This is a genomic window from Atlantibacter sp. RC6 (assembly GCF_014193285.1).
Taxonomy (GTDB): domain Bacteria; phylum Pseudomonadota; class Gammaproteobacteria; order Enterobacterales; family Enterobacteriaceae; genus Atlantibacter.
The window spans coordinates 1-17,650 of the sequence record NZ_JACHZE010000006.1 but is presented as its reverse complement, the minus strand read 5'-3'; the positions used below and the strand labels follow the sequence as shown (position 1 = coordinate 17,650).

14 protein-coding genes are annotated in these 17,650 nt (G+C 55.3%); 7 read left to right on the top strand and 7 right to left on the bottom strand.

The window, feature by feature from the left end; all coding sequences use genetic code 11:
* The first annotated feature begins 10 nt into the window (after positions 1-10).
* From FHW74_RS14120 to FHW74_RS14100, 5 genes are all read left to right on the top strand, one after another.
* Entirely contained in the window at positions 11-604 is a 594-nt protein-coding gene (locus tag FHW74_RS14120) for a molecular chaperone (RefSeq protein WP_183171037.1), read from the top strand.
* Positions 604-1,143, top strand: coding sequence for a ferredoxin-type protein NapF (gene napF / locus FHW74_RS14115; protein ID WP_183171036.1), 540 nt, complete (start codon positions 604-606; stop codon positions 1,141-1,143). The genes FHW74_RS14120 and napF overlap by 1 nt, the downstream gene beginning before the upstream one ends.
* A gap of 223 nt (positions 1,144-1,366) precedes the next feature.
* Positions 1,367-2,845, top strand: coding sequence for a SulP family inorganic anion transporter (locus FHW74_RS14110; protein WP_183171035.1), 1,479 nt, complete (start codon positions 1,367-1,369; stop codon positions 2,843-2,845).
* A 430-nt stretch (positions 2,846-3,275) separates the two neighbouring features.
* Positions 3,276-4,559: a PTS ascorbate transporter subunit IIC gene (locus FHW74_RS14105; protein ID WP_183171034.1), complete on the top strand. Its 1,284-nt coding sequence runs from the start codon at positions 3,276-3,278 to the stop codon at positions 4,557-4,559.
* Between the two features lie 146 nt (positions 4,560-4,705).
* Entirely contained in the window at positions 4,706-5,830 is a 1,125-nt protein-coding gene (locus tag FHW74_RS14100; RefSeq protein WP_183171033.1) for a Fic family protein, read from the top strand.
* Positions 5,831-6,018: 188 nt separating this feature from the next.
* On the opposite strand, the gene FHW74_RS14095 is transcribed toward FHW74_RS14100, so the two are convergent.
* From FHW74_RS14095 to FHW74_RS14070, 6 genes are all read right to left on the bottom strand, one after another.
* Complete coding sequence (locus FHW74_RS14095) at positions 6,019-7,470, bottom strand: tagaturonate reductase (RefSeq protein ID WP_183171032.1); 1,452 nt, start codon at positions 7,468-7,470, stop codon at positions 6,019-6,021.
* 181 nt (positions 7,471-7,651) lie between these two features.
* Positions 7,652-8,644: a diguanylate cyclase domain-containing protein gene (locus FHW74_RS14090; RefSeq protein WP_370528036.1), complete on the bottom strand. Its 993-nt coding sequence runs from the start codon at positions 8,642-8,644 to the stop codon at positions 7,652-7,654.
* 201 nt (positions 8,645-8,845) lie between these two features.
* A complete protein-coding gene (locus FHW74_RS14085) occupies positions 8,846-10,288 on the bottom strand; it encodes a GGDEF domain-containing protein (RefSeq protein WP_183171030.1) in 1,443 nt (480 codons plus the stop codon).
* A gap of 98 nt (positions 10,289-10,386) precedes the next feature.
* Complete coding sequence (gene glsB, locus FHW74_RS14080; RefSeq protein WP_183171029.1) at positions 10,387-11,313, bottom strand: glutaminase B; 927 nt, start codon at positions 11,311-11,313, stop codon at positions 10,387-10,389.
* 47 nt (positions 11,314-11,360) lie between these two features.
* Positions 11,361-12,950 carry a methyl-accepting chemotaxis protein gene (locus FHW74_RS14075; RefSeq protein ID WP_183171028.1) on the bottom strand — a complete coding sequence of 530 codons (1,590 nt, stop codon included), beginning with the start codon at positions 12,948-12,950 and terminating at the stop codon, positions 11,361-11,363.
* 77 nt (positions 12,951-13,027) lie between these two features.
* Complete coding sequence (locus FHW74_RS14070) at positions 13,028-14,413, bottom strand: aldehyde dehydrogenase family protein (RefSeq protein ID WP_183171027.1); 1,386 nt, start codon at positions 14,411-14,413, stop codon at positions 13,028-13,030.
* Positions 14,414-14,515: 102 nt separating this feature from the next.
* On the opposite strand from FHW74_RS14070, the gene FHW74_RS14065 reads away from it, so the two are divergent.
* Positions 14,516-15,376, top strand: coding sequence for a LysR family transcriptional regulator (locus FHW74_RS14065; RefSeq protein WP_183171026.1), 861 nt, complete (start codon positions 14,516-14,518; stop codon positions 15,374-15,376).
* A 221-nt stretch (positions 15,377-15,597) separates the two neighbouring features.
* Positions 15,598-16,524, top strand: coding sequence for a diguanylate cyclase (locus FHW74_RS14060; protein WP_183171025.1), 927 nt, complete (start codon positions 15,598-15,600; stop codon positions 16,522-16,524).
* A gap of 40 nt (positions 16,525-16,564) precedes the next feature.
* Here FHW74_RS14060 and FHW74_RS14055 read toward each other — a convergent pair whose 3' ends face one another.
* Entirely contained in the window at positions 16,565-17,359 is a 795-nt protein-coding gene (locus FHW74_RS14055) for a PhzF family phenazine biosynthesis protein (protein WP_183171024.1), read from the bottom strand.
* Between the last annotated feature and the right edge of the window lie 291 nt (positions 17,360-17,650).

Here is a 17,650-nt window from a genome sequence, read left to right as displayed (position 1 = left end):
GGAATGATGTATGTCTTCTGCCGCTGTACTGCCGCGTATTCTGGGCGCGCTGTTTTACTATTCTCCCCAGCGCCCTGAAGTTAAGGCGCTGATCGAATGCCTGCCAACCCTGCCGTCGCTGTATGCCTGGCGCGATCCGCACACCATCAGCCAATTGTGTGAAGCCTGGCCCATGGACGCTGATGATGAACTTGGCTGGCAGTATTCCGTGCTGTTTGAAGGCCAGGGGGAAATGGTCGCGCCACCCTGGGGCTCGGTATACCTGGAAAAAGACAACCTGCTGATGGGCGAAACCACGGCCCGTTACCGCGCGTTTTTACGCAATCACGGTCTGGCGTTTGATGGCCAGCAACAGGAGCCTGAAGATCAGTTTGGCCTGATGCTGATGGCCTGCTCCGCGTTTATCGAGCGTGATAATCCGCACGCCGCCACGGCATTGCTGGAACAATTTCTGCTGCCCTGGGCGCCGCGTTACCTTGAACTCGTGCAGCATAACGCCATTAGCCCGTTTTACGCCCGGCTGGCGCAGGTTACCGAACGGTATTTGCAGGACGTTAAACAGCAACAGGGACTTAACCCTGCGCAATCACGGATTTTCTTCTGATGAACAAAACCGAGCGCTATTACCAGCAATATATGTCCCATCGCCACGTCAGCCGTCGCGGGCTGTTTCGGGCCTTTGTGACAGCGTCACGTAACATAGCGCCGCCCCCTGCGGCTTTGCCGCCGTGGCCGTTGCCGCCTGGCGCGGTAACGACGGCGCAGTTTTTCGCCCAGTGCGATAAATGCCAGCAGTGCGTTCAGGCTTGCCCGATGGGCGTATTGATTGCCCAACAGGAGGGTTTCCCGCAACTGGCTATCGAATATGCCAGTTGCGATGGCTGCGCGGCATGTATTCAGGCGTGCCCGACCGGCGCGTTACAGCCGCAGCCGCGCTTCGATACCCGTCTGCGCCCTGTTTTTACCGATGCCTGCATCCATGGCTCACGGGGATGCGATCGCTGTGTAGAAGTTTGCCCGCAGCGGGCGTGCTCTATTGGCGAATCCGGCCTGCCGCACGCCGACGCCGATCGCTGCAACGGCTGCGGCGAGTGTCTGGTCCAGTGCGACCGCCAGGCCGTGCTGCTGTATTCGGTGATATAACCCCACAATCCAGATGGTTGAACTGTTATTCATTTACTCTATAGTGACGGGCTTCACAAATTATCAGTTAATTACACCATCATGTTGCTAACGCCGCCCTGAGTTACCCCTTAACTCTTTGCACTGAATAACACTCTCGGTGCCTGAACGACATCCCGTCTGCGGATGCGCGTTACTCTGCGTTGCGTTAAATTTTTAATTCACTAAACCTTGAGAAATCACTATGTTGCTGTCCTCGACGCGTAAGGACTGGCTGGGTAATGTCCGTGGTGACATCCTGGCAGGTATTGTTGTGGCGCTGGCCCTGATCCCGGAATCCATTGCCTTTTCCATTATCGCGGGGGTCGACCCCAAAGTCGGTCTCTATTCTGCTTTCTGTATCACGGTAGTGATCGCCTTTTTCGGCGGACGCCCGGCAATGATCTCCTCGGCGACCGGCGCGATGGCCCTGCTGATGGTCACACTGGTTAAAGAGCATGGATTACAATACCTGCTGGCGGCCTCGGCGCTGACCGGCGTGTTCCAGTTGCTGGCCGGCTATTTAAAGCTTGGCAGCCTGATGCGCTTTGTCTCCCGCTCGGTGGTTACCGGCTTTGTTAACGCGCTGGCGATCCTGATTTTTATGGCGCAATTGCCGGAACTGACGAATGTCACCTGGCACGTTTACGCATTAACTGCCGGCGGGCTGGCGATTATCTATCTCTGGCCGCGCATTAATAAAACCATCCCCTCGCCGCTGGTGTGCATCATGGTGATTACCGCCATTTCCCTGTGGCTCAGTCTGGACGTACGTACCGTTGGCGATATGGGTCAGTTGCCGGACAGTCTGCCGATGTTTTTGATCCCGGATGTGCCATTGACTCTCCAAACGCTGTGGATCATTCTGCCCTATTCTGCCGGTCTGGCCGCCGTGGGCCTGCTTGAGTCGATGATGACCGCCACCATTGTGGATGACATGACCGACACGTCCAGCGACAAGAATCGCGAGTGTAAAGCCCAGGGCATCGCCAATATTTGTACCTCGTTTATCGGCGGGATGGCGGGCTGCGCGATGATCGGCCAGTCGGTGATTAACGTGAAGTCCGGCGCGCGCGGGCGCCTCTCGACACTGACTGCGGGCCTGGTGCTGCTGGTGCTGGTGGTGTTTTTAAATCAGTGGGTATCGCGCATTCCTATGGCGGCCCTGGTGGCGGTAATGATCATGGTCTCCATCGGCACCTTCTCGTGGCGCTCGATCCTCAACTTACGCTCCCATCCACCGTCAACCAGCGTGGTGATGCTGGCGACGGTCGCGGTCGTGGTCGCTACTCATAATCTGGCGTTTGGCGTCCTGGTCGGGGTGCTGATTTCAGGGCTCAACTTCGCGATGAAAGTCGCGCGCTATCTACGCGTGGAAAGCGTACAGGAAGGCGAAACCCGGACTTATCATGTACACGGCCAGATCTTTTTTGCTTCTGCCGACCGCTTCGTTGAGCACTTCGACCTGCGTGAAGCGCTGCAAAAGGTGGTGATTGACGTGCGCCATGCGCATTTCTGGGATATCACCGCCGTGGGCGCGCTCGATAAGGTGGTGATGAAGTTCCGGCGCGCGGGCGCACAGGTGGAAATCATCGGGATGAGCGAGGCCACGCGCAGCCAGATCGACCGTTTTGCCATGCACAATAAACCCGACGCCGCGGCGACTCTTGCCTCCGGGCATTAATCTCTGTTAACCCGGGCCTGAAGTCAGGCCCGCTGCAAAAATCCCAGACTTATCATCGCATTAATTATTGCCGCGTTATTTAACAATAACATCCGGGTGCGCATGTCCCCGTTCCAACAGAAATAAGAATTTTCGCAGCGGAGATAAATTTCTCCGCTTTTTTTGTTTTAAATAAAATGAAAAAGCCTGATAAACCGGTTGGCTAGAATGGTAGTCACAGTTAATTAACATAACCTCCTGCTGTATTTAACCAATCCACAACCGCATAATGAAACTGCATTTCAAAACAAAAAGAACGTTGTTTCTTTTGTGATGTAGTTATCAGATAATGCTTAAATGCGAGTGCTAACATATCTCTGCTTTAGTTTACCTTTCCAGACAAACGCGCCTTTTCGGGCATAGAAAAAATAGCTTCGTTAGGATAAAAAAGATGGACATATTATTAGGGTTAGTGAAAACACCCGCAGTAATAATAGCGATTGTGGCATTTCTGGGTTTGTTATTTCAAAAGGCTTCCATTTCTCGATTAATAACCGGCACGTTCCTGTCGTTTATCGGTTTTACTATGATAAAGGTCGGTGGCGGCATTCTGATGAAAGTGCTGACCGCCTTTAGCTCTCTGTTCTCAAAGGCTTTTGATATTGTTGGCGTCGTTCCCAGCAACGAAGCGATCATGGCGGCGACCATTGATAAATTAGGCGCGACGGCAGCATTAATTCTGCTGTTCTCGATGATTTTAAATATCCTGCTGGCGCGCTTTACCCGTTTTAAATTTATTTATCTGTCATTGCACCTGGTGCTGTTTATGGCCTTTGCCCTGACCGCGGTCTTAATGCAGTTCGGTTTCACGAATTATCAAATGGTGATTATTGCCTCGCTGTTTATCGGCTGCTATATGGCGATTTCACCCTTTATTCTTAACCGCTTTAGCCGTGAGATTATCGGTTCTGACGAATACGCGATTTCCCATGCGGCTATCTCCTCGTATGTGATTGGCTCTTTTATGGGCAAATGGTTCGGGAATAAAAGCACCGATACCGAACACCTGAATATCAGCAATAAATTCGATTTTATTCGCGAGCCGAACATTGCCACCCTGTTAACCATGTTGGTGCTGCTGCTGATCTCCTGCATTTTCGCTTCTCAGCCGCAAATTAAAGACGCGATGACCATGGTGTATGGCGCAGGCGCTGGCGACAAAAATGTGGTGATCTTTATCCTTGAGCAGTCCGCCATCTTCGCCTGCGGCCTGTACCTGGCTAAAGCGGGTGTGAACCTGTTTACCGCCGAAATCGTACCGGCATTTAAAGGCTTTGCCCGCGTGTTTGCGCCTGGCGCTGTGCCTGCGGTAGACGTGATGGTGCTGTTTACCAAAGCCCCTAACGCCACGTTAATCGGCTTCCTGATTAGCTTTATGGTTGAGCTGGTTTGCATCGTGATTTTCCCGTTCGTCGGCCTGCCGATCATCGTTCCGGGGATCATGGCGAGCTTTATCACCGGCGGCGCGGCGGCGATTTTTGGTAACGCAACCGGTGGTTTCCGTGGCGCGGTGATTGCCAGCAGTATCAACGGCCTGCTGCTGTGCGTCCTGCCCGCGCTGACCTTACCGATTTTCTCCCAGCTCGGGGCAAATGGCGTCACCTTTGCCGACCCGGACTTCACCATTCCGTCGTTGATCCTGGATTACATCCTGCGTTTGTTCAGCTTTATCTAAACAGTAAAACGCCTCTTTATGAGGCGTTTATCCCGTTATCCCTCGTAACGATTGCACTCCTGGTTGATAAAAATTGGCAGTCACTTTATATTCGGCTCATAATCTGAGCCGAATAATTTTTTTTCGGCTCACTTCCGGAGAGCAATATGACAAATTCACCCTGGATCTGGGCGCAACCTGACTGGCCGCATTTTCACTGGCAGGATGAAGCGCTTTTGCCTCTGACACGCGCTATCCAGCGTAAAACCGGCGTTTTGCTGGGGAAAACCTCAGCAACGGATAACGAGACGCGTCAGGCGCTGGATAATTTGCTGGCCAATATCCTCGCGTCCAGCGCTATCGAAGATGAACGGTTGAACGTTCAGTCGGTGCGTTCATCGCTGGCGCGCCGCTTAGGGGTGAGCGATGAAAAGCCCTGGCCGACCAGCGATCGCTCCGAGGGACTGGCCGCCATGATGTTCGATGCCATTGATAACCGACTCGAACCGCTGACGCTGGCGCGCTTATACCAGTGGCACCAGTGGTTGTTTGCCGAACAGAATTCCTGGCTGGGATGCGTGATTGTCGGCACCCTGCGTAGCGATGAGCCGATGCAGGTTGTGTCGGGGCGGATTGACAAACCGCACGTCCATTTTGAAGCGCCGCCGCGTAACGGGCTTGAGGCGCAACTCACTCAGTTTATCGACTGGTTTAACCAAAGCCGCGATGATGCCCTGCTCGATCCGCTGCTGCGCGCGGCAATTGCTCATCTGTGGTTTGTTACGCTACACCCTTTTGATGACGGCAACGGCAGGATGACCCGCGCCCTGACCGATCTGGCGCTGGCTCAGGCAGATAACCAGAGTATCCGGCTGTATGCCATGTCGGTAGCGATCCTCGAAAGACGGCATGATTACTACCGCATCCTTGAACACACGCAAAAAGGCCCGCTGGATATCACGCCCTGGCTGGTCTGGTTTTTAGAAACTCTGGATGCCACGCTCGATCACGCGCTGGATTCTATCCAACGCACGCTGGTGAAATCGCGCTTCTGGCAGCGGCCCGCCACGCTGGATATTAGCCCGGAACAGCACAAAGTCCTTAACCGACTGCTCGACGGCGGAGAAAGCGGATTTGATGGCGGCATCAGCGCCAGCCAGTACCAGAAAGTGGCGAAGGTGAGTAAAGCCACGGCAACCCGCCATCTCGCGCAGTTGGTTGAAAAAGGTCTGCTTGAAAAACTGCCCGGCGGCGGACGCAATACCCGCTATCAAATAGCTCGCGAGGCGTGAGCCGAACAGGTGTGGTATTCGCCTCATTTTGTGAGCCGAATAGGGAGAGGATTCGGCTCATCGACTTTTTAACGCTGCGAAGCGTTACAGCCGCATGGCCTGAGTCAGGCTTTATTAAAAGCATCTATTTGTATGTTGTAACTAATAACAGACTAAAATAAACCTGGCCGTAGCCAGGTTGATATTATTTAGCAGAGCGGTTTAACGGCAGTACGCATACCCACAGACAGGATCTGCTCCAGGTCCGCCGTGACCTGATCGGTCACCCCGGCAACCTGATTCAGGTTCTGGCCCCAATGTTCGCTGTCAGATAACACGTTTTCAACCAGCTCACGTACCGATAAGGTCTTCGCGTTGACCGCGCTCCACCCCTGCTGATAACGCTCCAACCAGTGCGCATCGTCCTGCAACGGATAAGTGACACCGTCACGCTCGCCGCGATAGAAGGCAATCAGTGCCGCCAGCGCAAACGTCAGGCGCGCCGGTAACGCCCCACTCGCTTTCTGGCCAGCCAGTAACTGCGGCAGAATACGGGTGCGGAATTTGGTCATGCCGTTCAGGGCAATCGACAGCAACTGATGCTTGATGTACGGGTTGCGGAAGCGCCCTACCACGGCTTTGGCAAACGAGGCCAGCTCATCCGCCGGTAAATCCAGCACCGGGATGATCTCTTCAGCAATCGCTTTCTCAACGAACGCGCAGATTTGCGCATCGTTCATCGCTTCGCCCACGGTATCGATACCCGCCTGATAAGCCACCGGCACCAGCGCGGTATGCGCGCCGTTCAGAATGGCGACTTTACGCTCTTTGTACGGCTTGATGTCATCAACGATCAGCACGTTCAGCGCCAGCTTGTCGAGACGCAGCTCCTGCGCGAGGGATTTCGGCCCCTGGATCACGAACAGATAGAAATGCTCGGCGGTATCCAGGAAGCTGTCGTGATAGCCAAGCTCCGCTTCGAGGCTGGCAACTTCGTCACGCGGATAACCGGTCACAATACGGTCCACCAGCGTAGAGCAGAACGTATTGGCCGCCTTCAGCCAGGCAACGAATTCCGCGCCCAGTTCCCACTCCTGCGCATAGCGCAGCACCAGTTCCTGCAACGCATCGCCGTTATAGTCGATAAGTTCGCATGGAATGATGATCCAACCTTTGTCGGTGGCGCCGTGGAAGTGGGAGAAACGTTCAAACAGCAGACGCGTCAGTTTTGCCGGATAGCTGACCGCCGGCGCATCGTCGAATTTATCGCCCGCGTGGTAGCTGATGCCCGCTTCGGTGGTGTTAGAGAACACGAAGCGAATATCCGGATTGTGCGCCAGCGCCAGGTAGGCGTCGTAGTCGCGGTAGACGTTCAGTTCGCGATTCACGCTGCGGATTAAACGCGCGTCGCTAACCGCTTCGCCCTGCTCGTTCAGGCCGCGAATAATGGTGGTGTACAGCCCGTCCTGGGTACTCAGCGACGGCGGGAAATCGCTGTCGATAGGACGCACGATGACCACACCGGCGTTCAGGTCGGTATGTTCGTTAAGGAGATCAACTTGCCAGTCAACAAAAGCGCGTAAAAAGTTCCCTTCACCGAACTGGATAATACGGTCTGGATACTGCGCTCCGGGAAAATCGCGACGGTTCAAAGTTTTCACAATAGGTTCCTTGGTGGATTTAATTATCAGTCAACCTAATCATTAGCCACCCTAACCTAACAGAAACATATAAATCTAAAACCCCGTTTTGATCAAACTGGGCCAAAGTATTCAAAAATTTTATGCAGGACTAAAATAATTTTAGAGAAAGGCTTTTTAAAACAAGCGAGAAGCGACGGGCTCAGCGGGCAAAAATGCGATTTTTCCCGTCACGTTTGGCGGTATACAGCGCGTCATCCGCGGCTTTAAGCCATTCGGTGGCAGAGGTCATCTCGCGGGTGGCGAAGGCGATACCAATACTGAGCGAACAACGATAAAGAACGCCGTGATCGGCCTGGAGCAGCGCCGCCTGGGCCATAATCGTCTGACCAATAGCCGTGGCCTCCTCCATCGAGGTGTTCGGCAGCAGGACCACAAACTCATCGCCGCCCAGCCGCGCCGGGGTGTCCTGCTGACGGGTGAAGCGGCGCAGGATTTCCGCCACCGCCACCAGCATAGAATCACCGACTTTATGCCCGTAGCGATCGTTCACGTCTTTAAAATCGTCGATGTCGATAAACATCAGCGCCGACAGCCGATGGCGTTGATTGATCTTATTCAGCTCATGATGGATCCGCGGCTCCAGCAGGCGGCGATTAGCGATATCAAGCAGTGGATCCATCATTGCGATGCGCCCCAGCTCGGCGCTTTTTTGCCGCAGCTTGATGGCGATAGTATCGGTCAGCGCGCTGACCGCCAGTACATAAATAGCGATGAGCGGCAGCGTGGCGTACGCCGTGCGCTGGCTGATTAGCGGCTCAAACGGCATACCGCGCGCTATCCAGCACGCCAGGAACCCGACAATCAACGCCGCTGCGGCTTTACGCAGCAGTTCCACCCCACCCGCAGCCAGGCGATCGGAAAGCAAAATAGCCGCAATGGTGACCGAGGGCAGCGGATTGGCCGCCATCATGGCGATCCAGAACCCGCCCGCAGCGGCATCCAGCACCAGGCTGTGATGCTCAACGATCAGCGGCTGGCGGGCGCGGCGAGCCAGTAAATAAGCCACGCTCGGCCAGATAAAGGCATTCGCGCTCAGCAATAGCAGCCAGCCATGATCGCGATGTTGTTCAGATAAAACAGAGAAGATGGGAATAAAGCAGAGAAATGTGCCTAACATGCGCATGAAATACATACGGCGGATAAATTTCAGACCGGCAACGCCATCACGACTATTGATATATTCACTCAGTGGCATTACGCGGCTTTTCCGATATAAATCCACTAACATCTTATAAATGTTATTTTTGTGTAGCAAGTTATTTTATTAATAAAATCATTGAATTGGCAAAAACACGTTGCGCTAAAAATAGCAACTACCAATAATGGCAGCGCGCTATATTGTTTCGGAAATAACCTTAGCGGAATCGACACCCGTCTCTGTTGTTGAGGTCACCTGGTTACGTCCGCTCTTTTTAGACCGATAAAGATGACGATCGGCGACGGGCATCAGGCGCGTAAAGCCGTCGATCACGCCGGGCTCGCTGCAAGCCTGATGGCTAAGCCCAATACTGATGGTGATAGACAGGGTTTTCTCCTGCCAGCTAAAAGGATAGTCGGCAATACGCTGTCGCAGCAGCTCGGCCAGTTCCAGCCCCTCTTTTAACGACACCCCCGGACAGACCACCACGAACTCTTCCCCGCCCATGCGCGCCACCAGCCCGTGAGTCCCCACGGTGCGGATTGCCCGCTCGCCAAACGCGGTCAGTACCGCGTCGCCGCATTCATGCCCATAGCTGTCGTTAATGCGCTTAAAGTAGTCGATATCAATCAGCATCACGCACAGGGAGCCGTAGCGAGTATCCGCGAACGGCGGTTTTTTCAGGGTTTCCAGCAGCCCGGAACGGGATAACGCGCCGGTAAGATAGTCGTAGTTGGCGCGGCGCGATAGCTGGCGCATCAGGGCATTAATGGAGGCGACGCTGGTCGAAACCATCAGCGGGCAAAGCGCCATAATCGCAATGCCCAGACGGGCGGAAAAAAGCTGCGCGGTTTCCAGCGGCGCGGCGGTATTGAACTGGATGGTGGAATTGCCTACCAGCACGATTTCCGCGACGCCGGTTATCAGCATCACCAGACAGGTGACCGGCAGCGAATAGCGAATGGCGCACCAGATCAGCGCCGCCAGCGGGAACGCCAGGCTCCCCGCCCCGCCAATCAGTACCGAGGCGCCCACCGAGCCCACCACCGCCATAAATGGCCACAGCATATCGGGGCTAACCAGGGTTTTACCGCGCGGCCGGCGCACAGTCAGCACCCAGGGTAAAATCAGCACCCCGGTTGAGAATTGCTCGCTAAACCAGTCGGCAAACAGCGGCCACAGTTTATATTTATCGATGCCAATAGACGCCAGCGTTCCCACCAGCGCGCACAGCACCGAGGCGATCAGGCAGTAAAGAAACAGTTTTAAAACGTTAAGCGGCGGCCTTTCGTCACCTTTGACCTGCCTGGCATCCCGCCGCATCAGCATGGCGAAGGTCACGATAAACACCATATTGGAGAGATTGATCGCCAGCGACGCCACGCCCCAGTTGGTGGTGATGGCGTCATACACCAGCATGGCGACATAGCTCAGCAGGTAATAGTGCGGGCGATTAAGAAAGGCATAACGGGCAAACACCCCGGCCATCACCGCATTCAGCAGCCAGAACACGGAGAGTTCGTCAATAAGGCGCAGCATCGCGCCAAAGAAATAAAACAGCGACGTCAGAATGATGATGCCGAAAGCATTAATCAGCGTTCTTTCAGGCCGAAAAAACGGTTGAACGGGTTCAGTCATACATTCCGCCGGTTTGAATAAGTCCCACAGGGATTAAAGCTGATGTGATTGCTGTGAGTTTACTGCATACCGGAGATTAACAAAAAGAATACAGCCTATTAAAAAATAGAGCGGCCAATGTTTTGCGCAAGGATTTCCAGTACCGCGATACCGGCAAGCGAGTTCCCCGCGCCATCCAGTTCCGGGCTCCATACCGCAATCGACATCTCGTGGGGTACAATCGCCACAATACCGCCGCCAACGCCGGATTTCCCCGGCATCCCCACGCGCCAGGCAAACTCGCCGGCGTTTTCATATAACCCGCTGGTCGCCATCAGGGCGTTAATTTGCCGGGTTTGCAGCGGGCTGATAACCGGACGATCGCCATCAGGTAGCGCGCCCTGATTGGCGAGAAATAAAAAGGTTTTCGCCAGTTCCAGGCAGCTCATCTTCAACGCGCAGTAGTGGAAATAGTTTTGCAGCACGCCGATCACGTCGTTATCAAAATTACCAAAAGACTTCATGAGATAAGCGATAGCGGCGTTACGGGCCGAGTGCTCAAATTCGGAGCGGGCGACGCGGGCGTCATAGCTGATATCACTCACCCCTGACAGCATCCGCACAAACTCCAGCATTCGCTGGCGCGGCGCACTCAGGCGGCTTTGCAGCATATCGCACACCACCAGCGCCCCGGCGTTGATAAACGGATTGCGCGGAATGCCCTGCTCCAGCTCCAACTGAACCAGCGAATTGAACGGCTGACCGGACGGATCTTTACCCACGCGCCGCCAGATTTCGTCCCCTTCGTAGCGATCCATCGCCAGCACCAGGCTGAGCACCTTAGAAATCGACTGAATAGAGAAACGCTCGTGGGCATCCCCGGCGGTATAACAGCCGCCGTCCACGGTACAAATCGCAATCCCCAGCTTATTGGCCGGGACTTCCGCCAGCGCCGGAATATAGTTGGCCACTTTTCCCTGGCCGAGTAGCGGCCTGACCTGCGCCAGAATCGCGTCGAGCACCGAATTATCTAATACTAAAGCCACTGTTCCTCTCCCTGCGCCGGGTAAAAATCGCCGGGAGTATACCAGAGTCAGGCAGGCAGGCGAAAACGCGCCACCGCCGCGCTAAGCCGCTTCGACTCCTGGCCCAGTTGACCAGACGCCAGGCTCATCTGCGCCACCAGACTACCGGTTTGCGTCACCACCTGGTTTAAGCTGCTGATGCGATGGGTGACGCGATGAATACGCTCCCCCTGATTCAGCGTAGCCCCGGAAATCTCGCTGAGCAGCCCGGTGAGGTTACCCACCAGCGACATAATCTGCTCAAGGGTATTCTCAAGGCGGGAGACCGCGCCGGAGCCCTGTTCGATCCCCTGGAGCGAATGGTGGATCAACTGCTCAATGGTCTGGGTGGAATGGCTGCTTTTGCGCGCCAGTAATCCGACCTCGCGGGCGACGATGGCGAACCCGCGTCCGTGCTCTCCGGCATGAGCCGCTTCTATCGCCGCGTTCAGCGCCAGAATATTGGTCTGAAACGCCACGCTGTTGATCATGGCGACAATCCCGCGCATCTCCCCGGCGCGGGTAACAATATCCTGCATCGAATGATTCACTCTCTGCATCATCTCCTCTCCGCCGGCGGCCATTTCACGCGCGCTGTCGGCTCGTTGGTTGGCGACCCGGGCATACTCGGTGTTCTGCGCAACGTGGGATTGCAGGGCGTGAATATGACGGGTGACGCGCTCCAGCTCCTGGGTCTGGCGCTGCGCCTGACTGGATAGCGCGTCGTTATCCCGGGTGAGGTTATCCACGGTATCCGCCACCGCGCCGGTGACGGCGCGCATTTCCTGCACCAGCTTCAGCAGCCCCTGCTGCATGGTGTTGATGCTGGCGTTCAGTTCGCGCATCTCGCGGTTACGGGTCAGGGTAACCGGCGTGGCGGTCGAAAGATCCCCCGCCGCCAGCCGATGCAAATGATGGATTAACTTACGCAGCGGCGTGATCACCCAGGCGGACATGCCTAGCCACACGGCCACGGCAATCACCAGCAACATCCCCAGCGCGGCGATAACGCTTTTCTGCGCCATCGCTAATCCGGCGAGGAGCTGCTGGCTGTGTTGCGCGTTACGGGTCTCAATCTGGCTCTGATACTCCGCCCAGCGCTGAGAAAAGTCCGCCTGGAAGGCCTGTACCGGCACGCTGAAAAAGGCGTCAATGCTGTTAGTGGCGACCAGCCCGTCCGCCTGCTCTTTCAGCGCCTGATAAAACGCCTGGTAGCTGGTCAACAAGCTCTGGTCCTGCGGCGCGGCGTTTTCCCGATAGCTGACAAACGCCTGATGGGAGTGGCTCAACGCCGTCCGGGCTTCATCCATCAAACTCTGCCAGCTCCCCTCGGAGCCGGTGGCGGCATCCTGCATAAAATAGACGCCCGCGCGGTTGAGCAAGTCGCTGGCCATCAGCAGCGATACCCGCGCCTGTTCCATCTGGGCCTGCTGTTGCTGAAGCTGCTCCCGGCGCGCCAGATCCCGTTCGGTATCATGGAGCAGCGAGGAAAGCAAAAAGGTGGATAAAATTTGCAGCGTAGAGAAAAGCGCGATCGCACACAGGATCGCGCTCAGTAAGCGGAACTGCACCCGGCTGAACGGAGCGGACAGCTTGCGGAAAATTTCACTTAGATTCATGATTTTCTTCAGTAAAAAGCGTTAACGCCGCGAGTCTACTGAGCGAAAATGACAGAATCATGGCAGTAAAATGACAATCACCCTTTGCGGTTGCGCCATACGGTCTGGGCGTTGCAAAACTCGTGCAGTCCGAAGTGCGATAACTCGCGGCCAAAGCCGCTTTTCTTCACGCCGCCAAACGCCACCCGGGCATCCGATGCGCTATAACCGTTAATAAACACCCCGCCGCATTCCAGGTGGGCGGCAAACCAGCGGGCGCGCTGGTCATCGGCGGTATAGATGGTGGCGCTTAAACCATATTCACTGTCATTGGCTAACGCCAGCGCGTGTTCCGCATCCTCGGCCACCGTGATGGCCGCCACCGGGCCAAACAGCTCTTCGCGAAAGGCAGTCATCTGCGGGGTCACATTTCCCAGCACCGTCGGCGGATAGAAATTCCCCTCGCCGGCAGGTTTTTCACCGCCCAGCAGTAACGTCGCGCCCTGCGCCAGAGAGACTTCAACCTGACGGTGCAGTTCATCACGCAGATCCGCCCGCGCCATCGGGCCAATATAGGTCTCTTCATCCTGCGGCGCGCCCATACGCAGCGCCGCCGCGCGCTCGACAAACAGCGCGGTAAAGCGCGGCGCAATCCCGGCTTCGACGATAAAACGCTTGGCCGCTGCGCAAACCTGCCCGGTGTTCTGATAGCGCCCCGCGACCGCAGCGCTAACCGCTTCCTCAAGATCGGCATCGTTGAGCACGATAAAGGGATCGGAACCGCCCAGCTCCAGCACGCATTTTTTCAGCGCCGCTCCGGCCTGTGCGCCAATCGCCGCGCCCGCGCGCCCGCTGCCGGTCACGGTAACTGCCGCGATGCGCGGGTCGCGAATCAATTCGCCCACGTCGTCATTGGTGGCGTTAATCACGCTGAATACGCCATCCGGGATCCCCGCCGCGTGGGCGATTTCGGCAATCATCTGGGCGCAGCCCATCACTGACGGCGCGTGTTTTAACAGATAGCCGTTACCCGCCAGCAGGATCGGCACCATGCCGCGCAGCACCTGCCACAGCGGGAAGTTCCAGGGCATCACCGCCAGGATGGTGCCAATGGGGCGGTATTCAATCACCGCATCAGGTAGCTGGGTCGATTCCGCCGCCAGCATTGCCGGGCCATGTTGCGCATACCAGTCGCACAGCGCGGCGGACTTGGCGACTTCGCCGCGCGCCTGGCGAATCGGCTTGCCCATTTCGCGGGTTATCAGCTGCGCCATCTCCTCGCCGCGCTCGCGCAGGGCCGCGCCAAAATCGCGTAACCGCTGGGCGCGCTGATCGAGCGGCAACGTGCGCCATTCGCGATACGCCGCTGCGCTGCGGGCCAGGATCGCCTCGCGCTGAGGCGCGCTGACAAAGGGCCAGGCCGCCAGGGTCTGGCCGGTGGTGGGGTCTACGGTAATCGCGTGAGTCTGGGGATTGGCGGTCATCGTTATTCTCTTTTGCAGGGAAACATTGCTTCAGTGTGGGTCGGGATGCTATTTATGAAAAGTGAATAATATTAACCACCTCATTCTTGATACGAGAAAACCATGGATCTGACGCAGCTTGAAATGTTCAACGCCGTGGCGGAGACCGGCAGCATCACCGCCGCCGCCCGTAAAGTGCACCGTGTGCCCTCGAATCTCACTACCCGCCTGCGCCAGCTTGAAGAGGATTTAGGGGTAGAGCTGTTTATTCGTGAAAACCAGCGTTTGCGGCTGGCCCCTGCCGGTTACAGCTTCCTGGAGTACAGCAAAAAAATTCTCGACCTGGTCAGCGAGGCGCGCAGCGTGGTGTCCGGCGATGAGCCCCAGGGGGTGTTTTCGCTGGGTTCGCTGGAAAGCACCGCCGCTGTACGCATACCTGGCGTACTGGCGACCTATAACCAGCGTTACCCGCGCATTCAGTTCGATCTCGCCACCGGTCCTTCCGGCACCATGATTGACGGGGTTCTGGAAGGCACGCTCAGCGCCGCGTTCGTTGACGGCCCGGTGTTGCACCCGTCGCTGGAGGGGTTGCCGGTTTATCGGGAGGAGATGATGCTGGTGGCCGCCGTTGGGCATCCTAAAGTCAGCCGGGCGCGGGAAATCAACGGCGCGAGTATTTACGCCTTTCGCGCTAATTGCTCTTACCGGCGGCACTTCGAGAGCTGGTTTAATGCCGATCACGCCATGCCGGGCAAAATTCACGAAATGGAGTCCTATCATGGGATGCTGGCTTGCGTAGTGGCAGGCGCGGGGCTGGCGCTGATGCCGCGCAGTATGCTGGAGAGTATGCCGGGGCATCACCAGGTCGCCGCCTGGCCGCTGGCGGAAAAATGGCGTTGGCTGAATACCTGGCTTATCTGGCGGCGCGGCACCCGCTCGCTTCAGTTAGATGCTTTTATCGATTTGCTACCCCGGTGCGAATAAATACCCCTGCCCTGGAGAATCCTTCCGGGGCGTCGGCTTTGCTTTCTGTGATTTACATATTCAACACGTTATTTTACCCACTCCGGCATCTTCATTATTACAAACGCGCTAAGCTGTTAACCTGATTAATAAAATTGTCTTTTTTTACAGCATTTCTGCCTAAGAAATGCCGGGGATGATTAAAATATCATCCGCCTTCCCATTTTTCAGAAGACATTCATATGTTGCAGAAAGCAATGATTTCGGAAATCGATATTGAACTCATGACGCTGAATCAGGCGATACGCGATCATTTCGCATGGGCAAATAAGCTGATTGAATTTTCGTTATTTGATGACCGAATGGACATTAGTTTTACCGACCCCAAATCCCACGAGATTTGCGCTTTTGGTCACTGGCTTCGTTTGCAACTTACGTCATCCGAAGAAGATACCGCGACATTACTGGCCATTGAAGCCACCCATGAAATAATGCATGACGCAATGCGGGAAGTGATTAACTGTATCGGAAACCAGCGGACGCTACGCGAGAAGCTCAATAATTATTTTCATGCCCAAATGCATTTTCTGGAAGCCACGGATAAATATAAAACGGAACTCATTTCACTGCGTAATTGCTACGACACCCTGACGGGGTTACCGCTCAGGCAGTTGTTGTATAAGGATTTTTCCCGGATAGCCAGTTTGCGAAAAAATAAGAGTTCAACCTTTTATTTATCGCTGATCGATATCGATTATTTTAAGTCGGTTAACGACTCCTGGGGCCATAATGTAGGGGATATCATTCTTCAGGAATTAGGCCAGTTGTTGGCAGCCAATGTCCGGGCATCGGACAGGTGTTATCGGTTTGGCGGCGAAGAATTTATTATCCTGCAAGAGTGCCAGAATTACCGGGACTTTACCGCCGTGATGTTGCGCATAATGGACCTTATCAGAAAGCACAGGTTTATGATCCCCACCGGGTGCATCAATATCACGGTCACTTGCGGAACCACAACGGTACGTGAGGGCAATGAATTACAGGCCATTATCGACAGAGCCGATAAAGCCATGTATTTCGGCAAGCAAAACGGTAGAGATCAGTGTCGGTTCTGGAGTGAAAACAAAATGATCGATATTGAAAAAACCGTATCAGCGATGGCGATGTGATCATTATCCTGTCCCTGGTGATCAGGGACAGGACACAGGTTTAACGCAGCATTACCTTGCCAATCAGATAAGTCGTCGCCCTTCCCCCGATTAACACTCTGTCGCCGCGCAACTGGCAGCGCAGTTCACCGCCACGCGCCGATACCTGCTGCGCCAGCATCTCGCTTTTCTCCAGCTTTTCTGCCCAGTAGGGGATCAGCATGCTGTGAGTTGAACCGGTAACCGGATCTTCCGCTACCGCCTCGCCGGGGCAGAAAAAGCGGCTCACAAAATCGACATTCTCGCCCCGGGCGGTAATACAGACCATTTTACCCAGCGGCGCCAGGCCATGAATATCCGGCGTTAAGGCCTGCAGGCGCTGCGGATCCTTCATCACCACCAGCCAGTCGCGGGCTACGCGGGTTTCAATCACCTCGCTGCGATCAATACCGAGTTTTTCAAACAGCAAATCCGGCGCGTCGGCGGATTCGGTTTGCCAGGCCGGGAAGTCGAGGGTCAACCACTCGCCTTTGCGGGTGACGGTAAGTTCGCCGACAAAGCGGGTGGAGAATTTGATCTCTGTGTGAGGGTAATCAAGATACTCAAAAATCACATGCGCGGCGGCAAGGGTCGCGTGGCCGCACAGGTTGATTTCATACTGGGTAGTGAACCAGCGCAGCTCGAAGCCGGTATCAGTGCGGACAAAGTAGGCGGTCTCCGACTGGTTATGCTGTTTTGCCATCTGTAATAGCGTTTCATCGGGCAGCCATTCGGTTAAAGGGCATACCGCCGCCGCATTACCGCCGAAGGTTTTATTGCTGAACGCGTCAATCATGTAGAAATCAATTGTTTGCATTGTCGTCTTCCTGGTTGTTGTTGTGGGGACACTATGACATACATGTGGGGATTATGCGTAAGGGGGAATAGTCCGTTCGGTGGAAGGGTTCCGTTCGCTTTGTCCAGTGGAAGGGTTCCGTTCGCCAGGCTACGTTCATCTATGTGGCTTCAGTGACGGCGAACGTGTCAGGGGCGCTCGCCGTGTATGAACCGGTCACATGGGTAACAGGTTATAACAGTACGGTAAACAGCTGACGGAGGTTTATCGTGCCCTGGACTGAGACTGTTACCATGCAACGACTGCAGTTTG